General features: G+C 59.0%; 16 protein-coding genes. 11 read left to right on the top strand and 5 right to left on the bottom strand.

Features of this window, described 5'->3' with window-relative positions; translation table 11 throughout:
* Positions 1–121: 121 nt before the first annotated feature.
* From ABD720_RS12915 to ABD720_RS12895, 5 genes are all read left to right on the top strand, one after another.
* Entirely contained in the window at positions 122–763 is a 642-nt protein-coding gene (locus tag ABD720_RS12915; protein ID WP_344763742.1) for a deoxynucleoside kinase, read from the top strand.
* A gap of 2 nt (positions 764–765) precedes the next feature.
* Positions 766–1,596 carry a 3-methyl-2-oxobutanoate hydroxymethyltransferase gene (panB, locus tag ABD720_RS12910; RefSeq protein ID WP_344763741.1) on the top strand — a complete coding sequence of 277 codons (831 nt, stop codon included), beginning with the start codon at positions 766–768 and terminating at the stop codon, positions 1,594–1,596.
* 55 nt (positions 1,597–1,651) lie between these two features.
* Positions 1,652–3,454, top strand: a complete 1,803-nt coding sequence (gene tfpB, locus ABD720_RS12905) for a type IV pilus assembly ATPase TfpB (RefSeq protein WP_344763740.1) — start codon at positions 1,652–1,654, stop codon at positions 3,452–3,454.
* A gap of 375 nt (positions 3,455–3,829) precedes the next feature.
* Positions 3,830–4,321: a hypothetical protein gene (locus ABD720_RS12900; protein ID WP_344763739.1), complete on the top strand. Its 492-nt coding sequence runs from the start codon at positions 3,830–3,832 to the stop codon at positions 4,319–4,321.
* Positions 4,322–4,408: 87 nt separating this feature from the next.
* Positions 4,409–4,900, top strand: coding sequence for a hypothetical protein (locus ABD720_RS12895; protein ID WP_344763738.1), 492 nt, complete (start codon positions 4,409–4,411; stop codon positions 4,898–4,900).
* A gap of 569 nt (positions 4,901–5,469) precedes the next feature.
* Here ABD720_RS12895 and ABD720_RS12890 read toward each other — a convergent pair.
* Both ABD720_RS12890 and ABD720_RS12885 read right to left on the bottom strand, forming a co-directional pair.
* Entirely contained in the window at positions 5,470–5,775 is a 306-nt protein-coding gene (locus tag ABD720_RS12890) for an EF-hand domain-containing protein (RefSeq protein WP_344763737.1), read from the bottom strand.
* A 57-nt stretch (positions 5,776–5,832) separates the two neighbouring features.
* A complete protein-coding gene (locus tag ABD720_RS12885; RefSeq protein WP_344763736.1) occupies positions 5,833–6,774 on the bottom strand; it encodes an SDR family oxidoreductase in 942 nt (313 codons plus the stop codon).
* A 12-nt stretch (positions 6,775–6,786) separates the two neighbouring features.
* On the opposite strand from ABD720_RS12885, the gene ABD720_RS12880 reads away from it, so the two are divergent.
* The 3 genes from ABD720_RS12880 to ABD720_RS12870 all read left to right on the top strand — a co-directional run bounded on the left by ABD720_RS12880 (position 6,787) and on the right by ABD720_RS12870 (position 9,912).
* Entirely contained in the window at positions 6,787–7,830 is a 1,044-nt protein-coding gene (locus ABD720_RS12880) for a CDP-6-deoxy-delta-3,4-glucoseen reductase (protein WP_344763735.1), read from the top strand.
* Positions 7,831–8,061: 231 nt separating this feature from the next.
* A complete protein-coding gene (locus tag ABD720_RS12875) occupies positions 8,062–9,264 on the top strand; it encodes an acetylornithine transaminase (RefSeq protein WP_344763734.1) in 1,203 nt (400 codons plus the stop codon).
* Between the two features lie 3 nt (positions 9,265–9,267).
* Positions 9,268–9,912, top strand: a complete 645-nt coding sequence (locus ABD720_RS12870) for an FMN-binding negative transcriptional regulator (RefSeq protein ID WP_344763733.1) — start codon at positions 9,268–9,270, stop codon at positions 9,910–9,912.
* A gap of 275 nt (positions 9,913–10,187) precedes the next feature.
* On the opposite strand, the gene lpdA is transcribed toward ABD720_RS12870, so the two are convergent.
* The 3 genes from lpdA to aceE form a co-directional block, all read right to left on the bottom strand.
* Positions 10,188–11,981, bottom strand: a complete 1,794-nt coding sequence (lpdA, locus tag ABD720_RS12865; protein WP_344763732.1) for a dihydrolipoyl dehydrogenase — start codon at positions 11,979–11,981, stop codon at positions 10,188–10,190.
* A gap of 141 nt (positions 11,982–12,122) precedes the next feature.
* The gene (gene aceF / locus ABD720_RS12860) at positions 12,123–13,466 is read right to left on the bottom strand and encodes a dihydrolipoyllysine-residue acetyltransferase (protein ID WP_344763731.1); all 1,344 of its coding nucleotides are present in this window, start codon (positions 13,464–13,466) and stop codon (positions 12,123–12,125) included.
* Positions 13,467–13,540: 74 nt separating this feature from the next.
* Positions 13,541–16,237 carry a pyruvate dehydrogenase (acetyl-transferring), homodimeric type gene (gene aceE / locus ABD720_RS12855; RefSeq protein WP_344763730.1) on the bottom strand — a complete coding sequence of 899 codons (2,697 nt, stop codon included), beginning with the start codon at positions 16,235–16,237 and terminating at the stop codon, positions 13,541–13,543.
* Between the two features lie 289 nt (positions 16,238–16,526).
* On the opposite strand from aceE, the gene folD reads away from it, so the two are divergent.
* The 3 genes from folD to ABD720_RS12840 are packed head-to-tail and all read left to right on the top strand — an operon-like array spanning position 16,527 to position 20,131.
* Positions 16,527–17,372: a bifunctional methylenetetrahydrofolate dehydrogenase/methenyltetrahydrofolate cyclohydrolase FolD gene (gene folD / locus ABD720_RS12850; protein WP_344763729.1), complete on the top strand. Its 846-nt coding sequence runs from the start codon at positions 16,527–16,529 to the stop codon at positions 17,370–17,372.
* A gap of 4 nt (positions 17,373–17,376) precedes the next feature.
* Positions 17,377–19,470, top strand: coding sequence for a M3 family metallopeptidase (locus ABD720_RS12845; RefSeq protein ID WP_344763728.1), 2,094 nt, complete (start codon positions 17,377–17,379; stop codon positions 19,468–19,470).
* Positions 19,471–19,483: 13 nt separating this feature from the next.
* Positions 19,484–20,131 (top strand): DUF4124 domain-containing protein, encoded by a 648-nt coding sequence (locus ABD720_RS12840; RefSeq protein ID WP_344763727.1) that lies wholly within the window; start codon positions 19,484–19,486, stop codon positions 20,129–20,131.
* Positions 20,132–20,136: the final 5 nt, after the last annotated feature.

The raw sequence follows: 20,136 nt of genomic DNA, 5'->3' as shown, positions 1-20,136 counted from the left end.
TGCTATGTGGAATATTGAATGCGGAATGCGGAATGTGCAGGAGCAGTGATCAGGTGAAGATAATGTGTCGATGGTGTATCGATGGTGCGAATGATGGGCAGGCTTACTTCTTCTTGAGATCATGAATTTCGATAAATACAATTACATCGTTGTTGAAGGGCCGATCGGCGTCGGCAAGTCCTCGCTGGCAAAAAAGCTCGGTGAGTCGTTCGGCGCGCAATTGCTGCTGGAGCAACCGCAGGAGAATCCATTCCTGGAACGGTTCTATCGCGACTCGGCACGCTTTGCATTGCCGACACAGATGTTCTTCCTGTTCCAGCGCATCAATCAGTTGCGCGACCTGGCCCAGACCGACTTTTTCAAGGCGTCGCTGGTGTCGGACTTCCTGATCGACAAGGATCCGCTGTTTGCCCGACTGACGCTGGATGACGACGAACTCAACCTGTATCAGCAAATGTATGACCACCTGCATCCGCAAGCGCCGGTACCGGACCTGGTGATCTATCTGCAGGCCGAACCGTCCACCTTGCTCGATCGCATCCGTAAGCGCGGTGTCTCGGTCGAAGCCGATATTTCCGAAAATTATCTGACGCGCCTGTGCGAAAGCTACAGCCGTTTTTTCCATCACTATGACGCAGCGCCGCTGTTGATCGTCAACGCCGAACATCTCAATCCGATCGAGCGTGACGAGGATTTCAACCTGCTGGTCATGCGTATCAGGAACATGCGCGGCAAGCGCGAGTTCTTCAATCTCGGAGAATGACGATGGCAGGGTATTTGCAAGAAAACCAGGCGGCTGGCCGCAACAAGCCGGTCACCATCCTGTCGCTGCAGGCACTGCGATTAGCCAACGAAAAAATCACGATGCTGACGTGCTATGACGCCAGCTTCGCAGCACTGATGGATCGCTGCGGTATCGAGACCATGCTCATCGGTGACTCGCTCGGCATGGTGTGTCAGGGTCATGATTCGACGCTGCCGGTACGGGTCGCCGACATCGCTTATCACACCGCCAGCGTCGCGCGCGGCAACCACACCGCCTTGCTGGTGGCGGACATGCCGTTCGGCAGCTACGCCACGGCTGAAACCGCCTATGCCAATGCGACCGTGCTGATGCAGGCCGGCGCGCACATGGTCAAGCTTGAAGGCGGTGCATGGCTGACCGAGACGGTGAGCTTTCTGACCGAACGCGGCATCCCGGTGTGCGCCCACCTTGGACTGACACCGCAATCGGTGCACCAGCTCGGTGGCTACAAGGTGCAGGGAAAATCCACCGAAAGCGCGGACCAGCTCAAGAGAGATGCCATGGCACTGCAGGCCGCCGGTGCGTCGATGCTGGTGCTGGAAGCCATCCCGGCCCTGCTCGGCAAAGAAACCACCGAGCTGCTGGCGATTCCAACCATCGGCATTGGCGCCGGTCCCGACTGCTCCGGTCAGGTGCTGGTGATGCACGACATGCTGGGTGCGTTCCCGGGCCGCAAGGCACGCTTCGTCAAAAACTTCCTGGATGGTCAGGGCAGTATCGAAGGCGCGGTGCAGGCGTACATCACCAGTGTCAAGGATGGTTCGTTTCCAGGGCCGGAACACTGCTTCTGATGGTGCTGGCACCGCGTTTTTCCTGACCAATCCCTTTCGAGAAAGCGCGCCAGCCATGTCTGTTCATCCGGTCCCAGCCGACAAAACGGCGAGCAAACTCATCGATCTGCAGCAAATCTTTACATGGTTGCTGGCCGATGGCATCGTCGACAAGGTCGATGTCAAGATGCGCTTTACCGCTGCCCAGGGCATCCTGCGCAATGCCGCACTGACCATGCATCCGCTGACGGCCGTGGCGCAATCGAAGCTGACCTCGGCCTTGCCGCCGCATCGCTTGCTCAGCCTCGACATGCTGACCGAATGGATGGCGGGCAAGGTCAAATTGCCGTTCTACCGGATCGATCCGCTGAAGATCGATTTCACGACCGTGGCCGATGTGATGTCGGCCAGTTATGCGTCACGTTTTCATATCCTGCCGGTCGAACTGAGCGCGACCGATCTGATCGTCGCCACCGCCGAACCGTACGCGGTGGAATGGCAGGCCGAGATCGCCAAGATCACGCGCCGCACTGTGAAGCTGGTGATCGCCAGCCCGCTCGATATCGCGCAATACACGGCGCAGTTCTTCACGCTGGCCAAATCGATCAAGGGTGCGCACAAGCTCAATGGCCAGGACGCCGGCAGCCGCAACAATTTCGAGCAACTGGTCGAGCTCGGCAAAGGAAACCGCCAGGTCGATGCCAACGACCAGCACATTATCAACATTGTCGACTGGCTGTGGCAATACGCATTCGAGCAGCGTGCTTCGGATATCCACCTGGAACCGAAACGCGATTTCAGTGCGATCCGCTTCCGCATCGACGGCATCCTGCATCAGGTGTATCAAGTCCCGGCGACCGTCATGATCGCGATGACCGCGCGCATAAAATTGCTGGGCCGGATGGATGTGATCGAAAAGCGCCGCCCGCTCGACGGACGTATCAAGACCCGCACGCCGCAGGGCCAGGAAATCGAGCTGCGCCTGTCGACGCTGCCGACCGCGTTCGGCGAAAAAATGGTGATGCGGATTTTCGATCCGGAAGTCGTGGTCAAGACGCTGCCGGAACTCGGCTTCCCGCCAGCAGACGCCGTGCGCTGGGATCAACTGACCAAGCGTTCGCATGGCATCGTGCTGGTGACTGGTCCGACCGGTTCCGGCAAGACCACGACGCTGTATACCACCCTGAAAGCGCTGGCCACATCCGAGGTGAATGTCTGCACCGTCGAAGATCCGATCGAGATGGTCGAGCCGGCCTTCAACCAGATGCAGATCCAGCACGGCATAGACCTCACTTTCGCCGATGGCGTGCGCGCGCTGATGCGACAAGACCCGGACATCATCATGGTTGGCGAGATTCGCGACCTGGCCACCGCCGAAATGGCCATCCAGGCGGCGCTGACCGGCCACCTGGTGCTGTCGACGCTGCATACCAATGACGCACCCTCGGCAGTGCTGCGACTCCTGGAACTGGGCGTACCGTATTACCTGCTGGAAAGCACGCTCATCGGCATCATGGCGCAACGCCTGGTGCGCACGCTGTGCAGCCACTGCAAGACGCCCGATGGCACGCTGCTGGACGATGTGTGGACCAATCTGACCGAGGGTTTCGACATCCCCAAACCCGCTGCCGTGTATCGGCCGGTCGGCTGCCCGGAGTGCCGCCATACCGGATTCCGCGGCCGCACCGGATTGTATGAACTACTCACGGTGTCTCAGGCTTTTTCCAAAAGCATCAAGGCCGAAACCGACATCCACGAGCTGCGCCAGCAGAGTATTCGTGATGGCATGAAACCGCTGCGCATCGCCGGTGCGCTAAAAGTCGTCGAGGGCGTGACGACGGTCGACGAAGTTCTCAAGGTCACCTCGGCGCTGACCTGACAGCGGCAGGTCGCGCCATCTGGTCCGTGCCACCAAACCGCTGACCGGCACTTACGCCACCGACCTTGCCAACAACCGGACCAGGCGCAATACCGACGAGGTCATGCATGATTTGTCCGTCCCAATCAATGTGGATGGCAAACATTGGGGCGGTTTCCGGATCGGCTACAGCGCGACAACGTCGTCGGCATATCCTGGGTGAAACAACACCGGACCGTAGTGCGGATTTGAGGAAGCGCATCCGGATGATGTGCCATGGCGCATGGTTACATCCGGACACAAAGCAAGGTGAAATACCGTCAACGACCTTTCGGTGCTGGCGTTATTGATCTCACTGCAAGCTATTCTGGCTTCTTACTCCGCAAAGGAAACACCATGAACAAATTACTCGCTACCCTGATCGCCGGTCTGTTCGCTACTTCCGTTTTCGCACAAGCCCCAGCCCCTGCAGTGACACCAGCCAGCCCTGCTGTGATCAAGGCAGAAACCAAAGCCGCAACCGCAGACACCAAGGCAGTCACTGCCGAAGCAAAAGTCGACGCCAAGGCCAGTGCCTCGGTCGACAAGGCAACCGCCAAAGCCGAAGCCAAAAAAGCAAAAGCCCATGCCAAGGCCGCAAAAGCAAAAGGTGAAGCCCACGCTGATGCAGCAAAAGCAGACGCCGCTGACAAGCCAGCTGCTGATGCCAAGGCTGACAAGGTAGACGCCAAAGCCGATGCAAAATCGACCAAGACCATGATCAAGGCCGATGAAAAAGCTGACAAGGTCAAAGTCGAAGCCGGCGCTGACAAAATGAAAGCCAAAGCCGACACCGCAGCTGTCAAAGCCGAAGGCAAAGCTGACGTAAAAGCCGCAACCGGCAAGTAATTCGTACCGAACTCAGTACGCTGTCGCTACCAATATTAATTTCACTGCAAGCTATCTCAGCTTCTTAATCCGAAAAAAGGAAACACCATGAATAAATTACTCGCTACCCTGATCGCTGGTCTGTTCGCTACTTCCGTATTCGCTCAGGCACCGGCTCCTGCAGTTACACCAGCCAGCCCGGCTGTAGTGAAAGCAGAAACCAAAGCAGCTGCTGCAGATACCAAAGCAATGACTGCCGAAACCAAGACCGACGCCAAAGCAAATGCCTCAGTGGACAAGGCAGTTAGCAAAGCCGAAGCCAAAAAAGCAAAAGCCCACGCCAAGGCTGCAAAAGCAAAAGGCGAAGCCCACGCTGACGTCGCAAAAGCCAGCCCGGCTGACAAGCCAGCAGCTGAAGTCAAGGCTGACAAGGTAGACGCCAAAGCGGATGCCAAATCGACCAAGACCGCCATCAAGGCCGACGAAAAAGCAGACAAGGTTAAAGTCGAAGCCGGCGCTGACAAAATGAAAGCCAAAGCCAACACGACAGAAGTAAAAGCAGAAGGCAAGGCGGATGTGAAAGCAGCAACCGGTAAATAATTCATTACCGCGTCATACGAAAAAAGACAGGCATTGCCTGTCTTTTTTTATGGGTGCGACCGATCCAGGCGGCGCATTTGCAAAGGACGGCAGACGATGTGCCAAGCGGACTAGGAGGCTGCACAGTCCACAAGTCGTACTGCAAAGGCTGCCGCGTAGGTAGCGCTTCTACCGCCAACCCGCAGATTGAGCGTCAAAGCCCGACATGCATTACGTGTCGGCAGAGGTCGCTAAGGCGTCTTCGACAATTGAAACCAACTGTGGTCCCTCTCGACAAACCGGGTGCAAGTGGCTTGGGCAAGTGGGCTACGATCCGCTTATCCCACCGGCGACCGCGGTGGAAGATGGAGAGGGTGGCCTTCGCAATTCGACACCCGAGCTGGAATCCGGACTATCTTGGCAAGTTACCCGTCCCATGAAACCGATCCCTGACGTGACGGCTCCGGATACTTGGGTCGCGTAGCGGATGCCACGTAATAAAAAAGACAGGCAAACTAACCGTCCAACAGTGTGGGGGCCGTTCAAACGCCTGTCTTTTTTATTGCGGTCAACAAGAAATAATCGAACTCTTACTTTTTCTTGTCACCCATGTGCATGCTCTTCATGTCAACCAATCCATCTTTGTTCTTTGGCATTGCATCGAACATTTTTTCATGATGTTTCATGAATTCTTCTTTCGAAATCAGACCGTCATTATTGGCGTCCATGTCTTTCATCATGTCCTTCTTGCTCATATCGTGGCCGTGATTCATGTCTTTTGCCATCATGCCACCCGCCGGACCTGCTGCAGGAGCAGCGGTGTGGCTCGCAGCAAACGAAGAAGCGCCAGTACACAGCAATGCGCCGGTGAGTGCTGTCATCAGAATTTTTTTCATCATGGATCCTTGGTAAATGAGTATTTCCGGGAATACGTATGCTAACGCCGAATCACGTCAGGCATTGTTCGGTCCCGCACTTAGCTTGACCGGCACATCGCGCGCCGAGGCAAGGTGGTGATCGCGCAAGGCATCGGCCACTTGCGGATACAGCAACCGGATACCCAGCTCCTCTTTCATGCGGCGATTGCTGAGCCGGCGCGACTCCGACATGAACGACAGCAGCATCGGCGATACGATGTCCTTGAGTTGCGCGCGCGGCAACCGGGGCGGGCGCGCCAGGCCGAAGGTATCGGCGACGAGATCGAAATACGCAGCCATCTTCATGTCGGAATCATCGACGGTATGCACCGACCGGTTCGGCTGCAGCCGGAACAACGCCGTCGCCACGATGCGCGCGAGATCATCGGCATGAATATGATTGGTGTAGACATCGTCAGCGTCGATCAGCGCCGGCGTGCCTTTTTTCAGGCGCTCGATGGGCAATCGGTCCGCACCGTAAATACCGGGAACACGCAGGATGCCCAGTCGCCCCATGTTGCGGCGGGCCCATGCGCGCAAGCACTGTTCTGCGTCGACTCGCCGCCGGGCGCGCACGTTGGTCGGATTGACCGGTCGGGTTTCAGGCACCAGCGCACCACCACAATCGCCATAGACACCGCTGGTGCTGACATAAACGACCGTGGCGTGCTCAGGTAAAATACGAATCAGGTTGCGCGTGCGCCGATCCGTCACGCCGTCAGATTGCGGTGGTGCCAGATGAATGATGTGCGGTGCCAGACCAGCCAGCCGGGCAAGCGTGTGCGGCTCGTCCAGGTTGGCGACAATCGGAATTGCACCGGCCGCGCGTAATGCGTCGCGGCGTTCAAGCTGGCTGGTCACGGCAAATACCCGGAAGCGCTCGCGCACCAGCGGCAGCAACCGCATGCCAACATCGCCGCAGCCCAGGATCAGTAACCGTGGTCGACCGGTTTTTTTCATGTTCACATTTTTTTTCATGTTCGGGATTGTATGACTTTCCAAATTACTGTCGCGCCTAGCGGCCGACAATTCAGCTGCGCTGCCGATGAAACCGTCCTTGCCGCCGCCATCCGTGCCGGTGTCGGCCTGCCGTACGGCTGCAAGAACGGCGCCTGTGGCAGCTGCAAGGGCAAGGTGAAAGCCGGTAGCGTTACACACGGAACGCATCAGGCCAAGGCATTGACTGCTGCCGAAGAGGAAGACGGCGCCTCGCTGTTTTGCTGCGCCACCCCGCACAGCGACTTGCACATCGAAGTGCGCGAAGTGGTCGGCATCGGCGAATTCCCGATCAAGAAACTGCCGTCGCGGGTCGCGAAGCTGGAGCGCCTCAGCGAAGACGTGATCGTGTTGTCGCTGCAATTGCCCGCCAATGAACGCCTGCAATATCGCGCCGGTCAATACATCGAGTTCCTGCTGAAAGATGGCAAGCGCCGCAGCTACAGCATGGCCAACGCCCCGCACCTCGACGAATTCATCACGCTGCATGTGCGCCATACTCCGGGCGGCTTGTTCACCGACCATGTTTTCAGTACGATGAAAGAGCGCGACATCCTGCGCTTCGAAGGTCCGCTCGGCAGCTTTTTCCTGCGGGACGAATCCGATAAACCGATCGTGCTGCTGGCGTCAGGTACAGGTTTTGCGCCGATCAAGGCCATCATCGAACAGGCCACCGAAAAAAACAGCAACCGGCCCATGGTGCTGTACTGGGGTGGTCGACGCCCGCAAGACCTGTACATGCACGCGCTGTGCGAAGAATGGGCCCGCACCCTGCCCGGCTTTTCGTATGTACCGGTGATTTCGAACGCTTTGCCCGAAGACGGCTGGGCCGGGCGCAGCGGTTTTGTGCACCGGGCAGTGGTCGACGATCTGCCTGACCTGAGCGGCTACCAGGTCTACGCCTGCGGTGTACCTGTAATGGTCGACGCCGCCAAGAGCGATTTCATGGCCGAGTGCACGTTGCCGGAAGAGGAATTCTTTGCCGATGCCTTCATCAACGAGGCCGATATCGCCCGTGGTCAGACGATATCGGGCTGATGCCATGCACACCGGAAAAAACGTTTTGACGCACTGCGCAAAACGCCCTACCATCCATGCATGACTATCACCCAGCATCTAGCGCGACGCCGAACCCGACTGCCACAGTCCGGAAAGCCGTGCGGGTGATTGTTTGCTGATACTCACGCCACAGGCTGACCCTGTGGCTTTTTTTTCGCCTTTTTTTCGCTTTTTTGATTACTTGTCCTTGCCCTCGCGGAGTCGCTGAAAATGGAATTCAACCAATACGAAGTCAATGCGCTGATGTTCATCACGAACCGGCCCCAGATCGTCTTTACCGAAGGCAGCGGCATGTGGATGACCGATAGCACCGGCAAGCGCTATCTCGATTACCTGCAGGGATGGGCCGTGAATTGCCTCGGCCATGCGCCGCAATGCATCAGCGACGCGCTGGTGGCGCAATCAAAAAAACTGATCAACCCGTCGCCGGCATTTTTCAATGAGCCATCGATTGCGCTGGCAGCGCGGCTGACCGCGAACTCGTGTTTCGACCGCGTGTTTTTTGCCAGCAGCGGCGCCGAAGCCAACGAAGGCGCAATCAAGCTGGCGCGCAAATATGGCAAAAAATTCAAGAACGCCGCCGGCGCCAACCGCTATGAAATCATCACCTTCGACCATAGCTTTCACGGCCGGACGCTGGCCACCATGTCGGCCAGCGGCAAGCCCGGCTGGGACACGATGTATGCGCCACAGGTCGACGGCTTTCCGAAAGCCGACCTCAACGACATCGCCAGTGTCGAACGCCTGATCACCGACAAAACCATCGGCGTGATGCTCGAACCGGTACAAGGCGAAGGTGGCGTGATTCCGGCCACACGGGAATTCATGCAGGCCCTGCGCGCATTGACCAAAGAACGCGGCATCCTGCTGATGGTCGATGAAGTCCAGAGCGGCATGGGACGCACCGGCGAACTGTTCGCGTATCAGCTGTCGGGCATTGAACCCGACATCATGACACTGGGCAAAGGCATCGGCGGTGGCGTGCCACTGGCCGCGCTGCTGTGCCGGGAACAGATCGCCTGCTTCGAACCGGGTGAACAGGGCGGCACCTACAACGGCAACCCGTTGATGACAGCCGTCGGCGTGGCGGTGGCTGATGCGTTGCTGGCGCCGGGTTTCCTGCAATCGGTGAAGGACAAGGGTGCGTATCTGCGCCAGGGTTTGCTGGCGTTGAGCGAGCAACACGGTTTGCAGGGAGAACGCGGCGAAGGCTTGCTGCGTGCCCTGAAGCTGGGCAAGGATATCGGTCCGCAAATCGTCGAAGCGGCGCGCAATCTGGAACCGCTCGGCCTGCTGCTGAACTCGCCACGTCCCGACCTGTTGCGTTTCATGCCGGCGCTGACGGTTACGCATGCCGAAATCGACCAGTTGCTGGCGATGCTGTCGACTGTCATGCGCCAGCTCGGACACTGACTCGTGTACGTGCCGCAGCACTTCCGCGAGGAAGACCCGGCGCTGCTGCTGGAGGTGATGCAGCGCTATAACTTTGCGACGCTGGTCTCGACCGTCGATGGCATGCCGTTCGCCACCCATGTGCCGGTGCTGGCGCGGCAGATCGATGGCGTGGTGCAGATCGACGGTCATGTGGCGCGGGCCAATCCGCACTGGCAGGCACTGGAAGCTGGCCCGTCGGCGCTGGTGATATTTCATGGGCCGCACACGTACATTTCTCCGACGCTGTACACAAAACCGAACCGGGTGCCGACCTGGAATTACATCGCCGTCCATGCCAGCGGCAACGCCGTCATCGAGCACGATGACGCGTCCAAACTGGCATTGCTGGCAGCGCTGGTGCAGCATCACGAGCCTGCCTATCACGCGCAGTTCGACCAGCTCGATGACGGCCTGCGCGCCGGCCTGCTCAATGCCATCGTCGCATTCACGATCCGGGTTGACCGACTGGAAGGCAAGTTCAAGCTCGGCCAGCATCGACTGGCCGACGACAAACCACAGATGCAAGCCTGGCACGACGCAGGCGGCGAGAATGAACAGGCCATTGCGCAGTGGATGCAGCGTCTTGGCCACTGGCCCCTACAGGGACCAATCAGTAACGGCCAGTGAGCTACATACTGCGATGGCATTCGTCGTAGCGCAAATCAATCTGCTGTTGTCGTTCGGTCGACAGAGCCGACGCTGGTCACTGATGTCATCGAAGCCAATGAAGGTCGTTTATTGATCCAGATAGCCGACCTAACGATCCTGTTCGGGATGCTGACGCAAGAAGCCGTGCTGGTGGAATGCGACGTTGTCGAGACCGAACCAGAAAAACTGGCGGCGTAAAAAAACCCGTCAGCGCGATTGCGGTGACGGGTCGATGGCAAAGGTTCGGTAGCGGATTACTTCTTCGGAATATACAAATCCGTAATCGTCCCCAACGCCATTTCGGCAGCGAACATCGGTGTCTCCGACAAAGTCGGATGGGCATGGATGGTCAGTGCAAGGTCTTCGAGGTCCGCGCCCATTTCCATCGCCAGCACCAGCTCGGCCAGCAATTCGCCGGCATTCACGCCAACGATACCGGCGCCAATCAGGCGCTTGGTGGCCGGGTCCCACAACAGCTTGGTCGAGCCTTCGTCGCGCCCCACCGCCAGCGCACGACCACTCGCCGCCCACGGGAAATTGACTTTTTCAAACGGAATGCCCTGCGCCTTGGCGTCGGTTTCGGTGACGCCCATCCACGCGATTTCCGGGTCGGTGTACGCGACCGATGGAATCGTCATCGCGTCGAACTGGACCTTGTGGCCACCGATGACTTCGGCAGCTACCTTGGCTTCGTTGGTGGCTTTGTGCGCCAGCATCGGATCGCCGCAGATGTCGCCAATCGCGAAGATGTTGGCGACGTTGGTGCGCTGCTGTTTGTCGACCGGGATGAAGCCGCGCTCGTTGACGATCACGCCAGCCTTGTCGGCCCCCACTTCCCTGCCGTTCGGACGACGGCCAACAGCCATCAGCACCATGTCGAACAGTTGCGGTTCTTTCGGTGCTGCATCGCCTTCGAAGGTCGCCAGCAAACCGTCGTCGCGGGCTTCCAGTCTGGTGACTTTGGTTTTCAGGAAAATCGCGTCGTAGCGTTTTTCGATGCGCTTTTGCAGTGGCCGCACCATGTCGCGGTCGGCAGCCGGAATCAGGCCATCGGCAAATTCGACGACGGTGATTTTTGTGCCCAATGCATCGTACACGCAGGCCATTTCCAGCCCGATGATGCCGCCGCCGATAACCAGCATTTTTTTCGGGATCTGGCGCAGTTCGAGTGCGCCGGTCGAGTCGATCACGCGTGCATCGTCGTACGGGAAACCCGGAATTTTCGCGACGGCGGAACCGGCCGCGATGATCGCGTGTTTGAACGCAATGACCTTGCTGCCATCCTTGGTCTCGACTGTTACCGTGTTGGCTGACGAAAATGCACCCTTGCCTTCGACGACCTGGACTTTGCGCGCCTTGGCCAGGCTGGTCAGACCGCCGGTCAATTTCTTGATGATGCCGTCTTTCCAGCTACGCAGCGTGTCGAGGTCGATTTCCGGCGACGACATCTTGATACCGAAGTGGGACATTTCTTCGGCTTCGGTAATCACTTTTGCGGCATGCAGCAGTGCTTTGGAAGGAATACAACCGACGTTCAGGCAGACGCCGCCGAGGGTCTGGTAACGTTCGATCAGGACGACTTTCTGGCCGAGGTCGGCAGCACGGAACGCAGCGGTATAGCCGCCCGGACCGGCGCCGAGTACCAGCGTGTCGCATTCGATATCGGCCTTGCCCGTGAAGCTGGCGGCGGCCGGAGCGGATGCCGGCGCAGTGGCCGATGCGGTTGCCGCTACCGGCGCTGCCGCTGCAACAGCCGGCGCAACTGCCGTCGGTGCCGCAGCAGGTGTGGCGGCCGCTGGCGCAGCAGCATTGCTCGCTTCCAGCATCAGCAACAGCGAACCCATTGCCACCTTGTCGCCGACCTTGATCTTCAATTCCTTGATGACACCAGCGTGGCTGGACGGAATCTCCATGCTCGCCTTGTCGGACTCGACCGTGATCAGCGATTGATCGACCTTGATCGTATCGCCCGGCTTGACCAGCAATTCGATCACTTCCACTTCCTTGAAATCACCGATATCCGGGACTTTCACTTCGATCAGACTCATGGTTCATGGCTCCGTTGTCATCACTCGCGCTGGCGCGAGGTGGTGTTGCATTGTCTGGTCCGCGCTGGCGCCACCATGGCGACGCCGCGCGCTGTATTCACTGGCTGTATTGCACTGGACTGCGCGACTGACCGGCTATTGTTACAGCAGCGTGCGGCGCAGGTCGGCCAGCGCATCCGACAGGTACACCGAGAAGCGTGCACCCATCGCGCCATCGACGACGCGGTGGTCGTACGACAGCGATGTCCCCATCATCAGGCGTGGCTGGAATTGCTTGCCATCCCAGACCGGCTTGATCGAGGCTTTCGACAAGCCAAGAATGGCGACTTCAGGCGCGTTGATGATCGGCGTGAACAGCGTGCCGCCGATGCCACCCAGCGATGAAATCGTGAAGGTCGCGCCCTGCATGTCGGCCGCCTTGAGCTTGCCGTCTCGCGCCTGCGCGGACAGTTCTCCCATCTCGGTCGCGATCTGTGAAATGCCTTTTTTGTCGACGTCCTTGATCACCGGAACCATCAGGCCGTTCGGGGTATCGGCGGCAAAACCGATGTTGTAGTAATGCTTCAGGATCAGGTTCTCGCACTTGGCATCCAGCGACGAATTGAAAGCCGGGAATTTTTTCAGCGCAGCGACACTGGCCTTGATGACGAACGCCAGCATGGTCAGCTTGACGCCGGACTTGGCCAGCGCCGCGTTCGACGACTTGCGGAATTCTTCGAGGTCGGTGACGTCGGCTTCGTCGAATTGCGTGACATGCGGAATCATGACCCAGTTGCGATGCAGGTTCGGACCACTGAGTTTCTTGATGCGCGATAGCGGCTGCAATTCGGTGCTACCGAACTTCGCGAAATCCAGCGATGGCCACGGCAGCAGGTCAAGACCGGCACCGGAACCGTTGCGCGGCACGCCCGACCCAGCCGGCGCGACGCTGCCCGCGATTACCGCCTTGACGTAGTTCTGGACATCCTCGTGCAGGATGCGGCCTTTCGGACCGGTACCGCCGAGCTGCGTCAGATCAACACCGAGTTCGCGGGCGAACTTGCGGATCGATGGCGAGGCGTGGGAGGGCTTTCCTGCGACCGGGGCTGCTGGAGCGGTGGTTGTTGCCACGGGTGCTGCCGCGACCGGGGCGGCGGCGGGTGCTGACACCGGTGCTGCCACGGGTACTGCTTCCGCAGCAGGCGCAGACACTGGTGCAGCAGGAGCGGCCGCTGCCGGTGCAGCCGTCTCTGCCGGTGCTGCCGCATCCGACGCTTCAAGCAACAACAGCAGCGAACCCATTGCCACCTTGTCGCCGACCTTGACTTTCAATTCCTTGACCACGCCGGCACCGCTGGATGGAATTTCCATGCTGGCCTTGTCGGATTCGACCGTGATCAGCGACTGGTCCACCTTGATCGTATCGCCGACCTTGACCATCAGTTCGATGATTTCCACTTCCTTGAAATCGCCGATATCCGGTACTTTAATTTCACTCACACTCATGGCGTTGGCTCCGTATTCTTTTGTCGGCCACGACTCCTCCCGGGAGCCGTGGCGGTATCAATGTGTTGGATGAATTACAGCGTGACCGGATTCGGTTTTTCCGGATTGATACCGTATTTTTCAATCGCCTGGGCCACGATCGATGCCGCGATGGCACCCTCGTCGGCCAGAGATTTCAGCGCGGCGATGGTCACGAAGTAGCGATTGACTTCAAAGAACTCACGCAGCTTGGCACGCGAGTCCGAGCGGCCGAAACCGTCGGTGCCCAGTACCTTGTAGCTGCGACCTTTGGGTACGAAGGCGCGTACCTGTTCGGCAAACGTGCGCATGTAATCGGTCGAGACCACGATCGGGCCTTGCGAGTCCTGCAGGCACTGGGTGATGTGCGCCACCCGCGGTGTCTCTGACGGATGCAGCATGTTCCAGCGCTCGACATCCTGGCCATCGCGCGCCAGCAAGGTGAACGACGGTGCCGACCAGACATCAGCGGCAATGCCGAAGTCATCCTGCAACAAATCGACGGCCGCGATGACTTCGCGCAGGATGGTGCCGGAGCCCATCAGCTGGACGCGCAGCTTGGATTCCTTCTTGCCTTCCTGCAGCAGATACAGGCCTTTCAGAATGCCCGCTTCCTGGCCTTCCTTGATACCGGGGTGGCTGTAGTTCTCGTTCATCAGGGTGATGTAATAAAACACGTCTTCCTGTTGCTCGATCATCCGCTTGAGACCGTCGTGCATGATGACGGCGACTTCATGCGCGAAGGTCGGGTCGTACGGTACGCAATTCGGGATGGTCGATGCCAGCACATGGCTGTGACCATCTTCGTGCTGCAAACCTTCGCCATTCAGCGTGGTCCGGCCGGCGGTACCGCCGAGCAGGAAACCGCGTGAGCGCATGTCCCCGGCAGCCCAGGCCAGGTCGCCGATCCGCTGCAGACCGAACATCGAATAGAAGGTGTAGAACGGCACCATGATCCGGTTGTTGGTCGAGTAGGACGTCGCCGCCGCGATCCATGAACTCATGGCGCCGGCTTCGTTGATCCCCTCTTGCAGGATCTGGCCGGCCTTGTCTTCGCGGTAGTAGCTGACCTGATCCTTGTCGACCGGCTCGTACAACTGACCTTGCTGGTTAAAAATACCGATCTGGCGGAACAGGCCTTCCATACCGAAAGTGCGCGCTTCATCGACCAGGATCGGTACTACGCGCGGACCGAGGACCGGGTCACGCAGCAGGATGGAGATGATCCGCACATACGCTTGCGTGGTCGAGATTTCGCGGCCTTCGGCAGTTGGATCGAGCACGGCCTTGAAGGCCGACAGTTCCGGCACGGGCATGGTCTCGTCGGCTTTGGGGCGGCGCTGTGGCAGGTAACCGCCGAGTGCCTGACGACGCTCGTGCAGGTACTTCATTTCAGGTGCGTCGTCGGATGGTTTGAAGAACGGCACATCGGCCAGGTCCTCGTCCCGAATCGGGATCGCGAAACGGTCGCGCATTTCGCGGATCGCTTCATCGTCGAGCTTCTTGGTCTGGTGAGCGGTGTTGCGCGCTTCGCCCGACTTGCCCATGCCGAAGCCCTTGACGGTCTTGACCAACAGGACGGTCGGCTGGCCGTGGGCTTCCTGGGCGATCTTGAAGGCGGCGTAAATCTTGTGCGGATCGTGACCACCACGAGTCAGGCGCCAGATATCGTCGTCGGTCATGTTGGCGACCATTTCGAGCAATTTCGGATGCTTGCCGAAGAAGTGCTTGCGCACGAATGCGCCATCCTTGGCCTTGTAATTCTGGTATTCGCCGTCGACGGTTTCCATCATCACGCGCTGCAGGATGCCATCCTTGTCCTTGGCCAGCAGTTCGTCCCAGCCCGGACCCCAAATCACTTTGACAACGTTCCAGCCAGCGCCACGGAAATCAGCTTCGAGTTCCTGGATGATCTTGCCGTTGCCGCGCACCGGACCGTCGAGACGCTGCAAGTTGCAGTTGACAACCATGACAAGGTTATCCAGACGCTCGCGCCCGGCCATACCGATCGCACCCATCGATTCCGGCTCGTCCATTTCGCCATCGCCACAGAAGACCCAGACCTTGCGGTTATCGGTCTTGGCGATTTCACGCGCATGCAGGTATTTCAGGAAGCGCGCCTGATAAATCGCCATCAGCGGACCGAGGCCCATCGAGACCGTCGGGAACTGCCAGAATTCCGGCATGAGTTTTGGATGCGGATACGACGACAAGCCTTTGCCATCGACTTCGCGACGGAAGTTCAGCATCTGCTCTTCGGTCAGGCGACCTTCGAGGTAGGCGCGGGCATAAATACCCGGTGAGGAATGGCCCTGAATATAGAGCAGGTCGCCGCCATGATCTTCGGTCGGGGCGTGCCAGAAGTGGTTGAAGCCGATACCCAGCATGTTGGCCAGCGAGGCAAAACTGGAGATATGGCCGCCCAGATCGCCATCAGCGCGGTTGGCCTTGACCACCATCGCCATCGCGTTCCAGCGCATCCACGAGCGCAGGCGCTCTTCGAATTCCAGATTGCCCGGGCAATGGGCGCCGAGATGGTTCGGGATGGTGTTGACGTAAGCGGTATTGCTGGAAAATGGAATGTGGGCACCGCGACGGCGGGCCAGGTCGACCATGCGCTCCATCAGATAGTGGGCGCGTTCGGGACCTTCGTTTTCAATAACGGACTCGAGGGCGTCGAGCCATTCTTGCGTTTCGATGACATCGGGATCGTTGGCGGCTTGCGCCAGGACTTGATCGAGCTGAGCTGACATTCATTGTCTCCTGATATTTTTTACCTGCATCGAACGGGCTTCGCTGTCAGGCATTCTGCAGTAATTCCGGGGGCACGGATATTGGTTCCGACAGATTCTATCAGCACTTTTTGGCTTTTTCAAATAGTGAATGATGTTTTCATAATGCGGAATAATGCTGCGCAGCGTCAAATTTTCCGGGTGACGATTGCCTGCGATGACACCTGCCGTTTCAATTGCAGATGCCGTGATGCTGGCGCGTGGCGGGCTTTATAATCGCGTCTTTATTGCCACTTCTGACCCCATCACCATGACAGCTCAATTGATCAGCGGCACCCGCCTTTCCCAGCAATTACGTGAAGAAGTGGCGCACCGCGCTGCAGCATTGACGGCACGCGGCAACCAGCCAGGCCTGGCCGTGATCCTGGTTGGTGAAGATCCCGCCAGCCAGGTCTATGTGCGCAACAAGGTCAAGGCTTGCGCCGACGCCGGCTTCCACTCCCTGCTCGAAAAATACGATGCCTCGCTGCCCGAGGCCGACCTGCTTGCGCGCATCGACGCACTCAACAATGATCCGGCGATCCACGGCATCCTTGTCCAGATGCCGCTGCCGAAGCACATCGATCCGACCAAGGTGATCGATGCGATTTCGACCGTCAAGGATGTCGATGGCTTCTCGGTACAAAGTGCCGGCGAACTGATGGCCGGCCTGCCGGGTTTTCGTCCTTGCACGCCATTCGGTTGCATGAAAATGATCGAAAGCACGGGCGTCCCGATCAAGGGCAAGCATGCCGTCGTGATCGGACGCAGCAATACTGTCGGCAAGCCAATGGCGATCCTGCTATTGCAAGCCAATGCCACTGTCACCATATGCCATAGCAGTACCCCGGATCTGGCGTACCACACCCGTCAGGCCGATATCGTGGTGGCGGCGGTCGGCAAGCGCAACACGCTGACCGCCGACATGGTCAAGCCTGGCGCCATCGTGATCGATGTCGGCATGAACCGCGACGACGATGGCAAGCTGTGTGGTGATGTCGATTTCAACGGGGTCAGCGACGTCGCCGGCTGGATCACGCCGGTGCCGGGCGGCGTGGGCCCGATGACCATCACGATGCTGTTAGTAAATACCCTTGAATCTGCCGAAAGAAACTGACCCGATGACTACTCCTTCCCTTGCCGCCAATCCCTTGCTTGATTTCTCCGACCTGCCCCGCTTCGACGCCATCACGCCAGCCGACGTGACACCCGCAATCGACAGCCTGATCGCCGAATGCAGCGCGGTGCTGGCGCAACTGGAAGCGCCGATGACGGAAGTCACCTGGGACAATTTTGTCGAACCGCTGGACCTGTCGACCGAAAGACTCGGCCGGGCCTGGGGCATCATCGGCCATCTGAATGGCGTGATGGACACGCCCGAACTGCGTGCGGTGTACAACGAAAACCAGCCCAAGGTCACCGAGTTCTGGGCCGCACTGGGGCAGAACCTGGCGCTGTTTGAAAAATACAAGGTGCTGCGGGAACGTGCCGATTTTTCCAGCCTGTCGCCCGCGCGCCAGAAGATCATCGACAACGCGGTGCGCGACTTCCGTCTGGGCGGCGCCGAGCTGCCCGACAACCTGAAGCCGCGCTTCGCCGAAATTCAGGAAAAGCACGCTGAAATTTCGACGCGCTTTTCCGAAAATGTGCTCGATGCGACCAACGATTACGCGCTGTTCATCGACAACGCCACCGAACTGGCCGGCCTGCCACAGGATGTGCTGGATGCCGCCCGCGGCGCAGCCGAAAAAGACGGCAAGAGCGGTTACAAGTTCACGCTGCACTTCCCCTCCTTTTTCCCGATCCTGCAATACGCCGATAACCGCGCCCTGCGCGAACAGGTGTATCGCGCCAATGTCACCAAGGCGTCCGAACTGGGTGCCAAACCCGACTGGGACAACACGCAGAACATTCTCGAATTGCTGAAACTGCGCAAGGAAGAAGCGCAGTTGCTCGGCTATGCCAATTACGCCGAGGTGTCACTGGCCTCGAAGATGGCGGAGTCACCGAAGCAGGTCATCGACTTCCTGCTCGACCTGGGTCAGCGGGCGCGCCCGTTTGGCGAGCAGGATCTGGAAGAATTGCGCACGTTCGCCCGCACCGAACTCGGTCTCGACAAGCTGGAATCATGGGACGTGGCCTATGCCTCCGAAAAACTGCGCGAACAGCGCTATGCCTTCTCCGAACAGGAAGTGAAGCAGTACTTCCCGCAAACCAAGGTCACCGAAGGCTTGTTCCGCCTGGTGCAAAACATGTTCTCGGTCGAGATCAAACCCGACACCGCAGCAGTCTGGCATCCGGATGTGAAGTTCTTCCGGATTGAGCGCAACGGCACATTGATCGGCCAGTTTTATCTCGATTTTTATGCCCGTAGTGGCAAGCGCGGCGGTGCCTGGATGGACGATGCGCGCGGACGCCGCCTGCATGGCCAGCAAGTGCAAACGCCTGTGGCGTACCTGACCTGCAATTTCACCGAACCGACCGTGGTCGACGGCAAACTGAAGCCGGCCTTTTTTACCCATGACGAAGTCATCACGCTCTTCCACGAATTTGGCCACGGCCTGCACCACATGCTCACGCAGGTCGACGACATCGGCGTCTCGGGCATCTCGGGCGTGGAATGGGATGCGGTTGAATTGCCGTCCCAGTTCATGGAAAATTTTTGCTGGGAATGGGATGTGCTGCAACACATGACGGCCCATGCCGATACCGGTGCGGCCCTGCCACGCGCACTGTTCGACAAGATCACGGCCGCGAAAAATTTCCAGTCCGGTTTGCAGACGCTGCGCCAGGTCGAATTCTCGTTGTTCGACATGCTGCTGCACCACGACTTTGATGCCGCCAGCGCGGTGGAATCCGAGTCGGTTGCCGCGCTTATCGACAGTGTGCGGCAACAGGTTGCGGTATTGATACCACCCGATTTCAACCGTTTCCAGAACGCGTTCAGCCATATCTTTGCCGGCGGTTATGCCGCCGGTTACTATAGCTACAAGTGGGCTGAAGTCCTGTCGGCCGATGCCTACGGTGCGTTCGAAGAAGCCCGTGCTGCAGAGGGTGACAGCGGTTACAGCGAAGCCGGCAAGCGCTTCCAGCGCGAAGTACTGGCGGTAGGCGGATCGCGGCCGGCACTCGCGTCCTTCACGGCATTCCGTGGCCGCGAACCGAACATTGATGCGTTGTTGCGACACAGCGGCATGGCAACGACACCAGGCTAAAAAGGGAATCCAAATGAAACTTGGCAGCACAATCCTGTCCCTGGTGCCGGTGCTGGCATTGGCTATAGCCAGCCACGCGGCGGCCCAGCAAATGTACAAATGGGTCGGTGCCGATGGCAAAGTCAATTACACCGACACGCCACCGCCGGCATCTGCAAAAAGCGCCGAAGCCAAAGGACCTGTGAGTGCGTCCGAGAACAGTCCGGCGCTGACCTACGAACTGGCGCAAGTCGCCAGAACCAGTCCGGTCGTGCTGTACACGATGTCCTCCTGCGTACCGTGTGACAACGCGCGTTCGCTGCTGTCGACACGCGGCATTCCCTACACCGAAAAAACCGTCGCCACCGTGGCCGACTCGGAACGCCTGAAGCAGGCCGGCGGCGATGGCACCATGCCGATGTTGTTGGTCGGACGCGCGAAGCAGATCGGATTCGAACCCGCCGCCTGGGGCACGATGCTGAGCGCGGCCGGATACCCCGAGAGCAGCCGGTTACCGTCCGGCTATCGCAACCCGCCACCGACGCCAGCGGACCCGGCGGCCCCGGTGGCACTAGGCGCGGGCAAGGCCAACAGCACCGGATCTGCTGCGGAAGCGGCCCCCGCACCGGTAAAACGGCCCCCTCCGCCCGGCGACAAGGGCGTACCGGGATTTCGTTTCTGATGCCG

Origin of the sequence: Actimicrobium antarcticum (genome assembly GCF_039536745.1) — a bacterium.
Classification (GTDB): Bacteria; Pseudomonadota; Gammaproteobacteria; order Burkholderiales; family Burkholderiaceae_D; genus Actimicrobium; species Actimicrobium antarcticum.
Note: the sequence above shows the minus strand (reverse complement) of the source record. Positions and strands in the feature narration are given on the sequence as shown.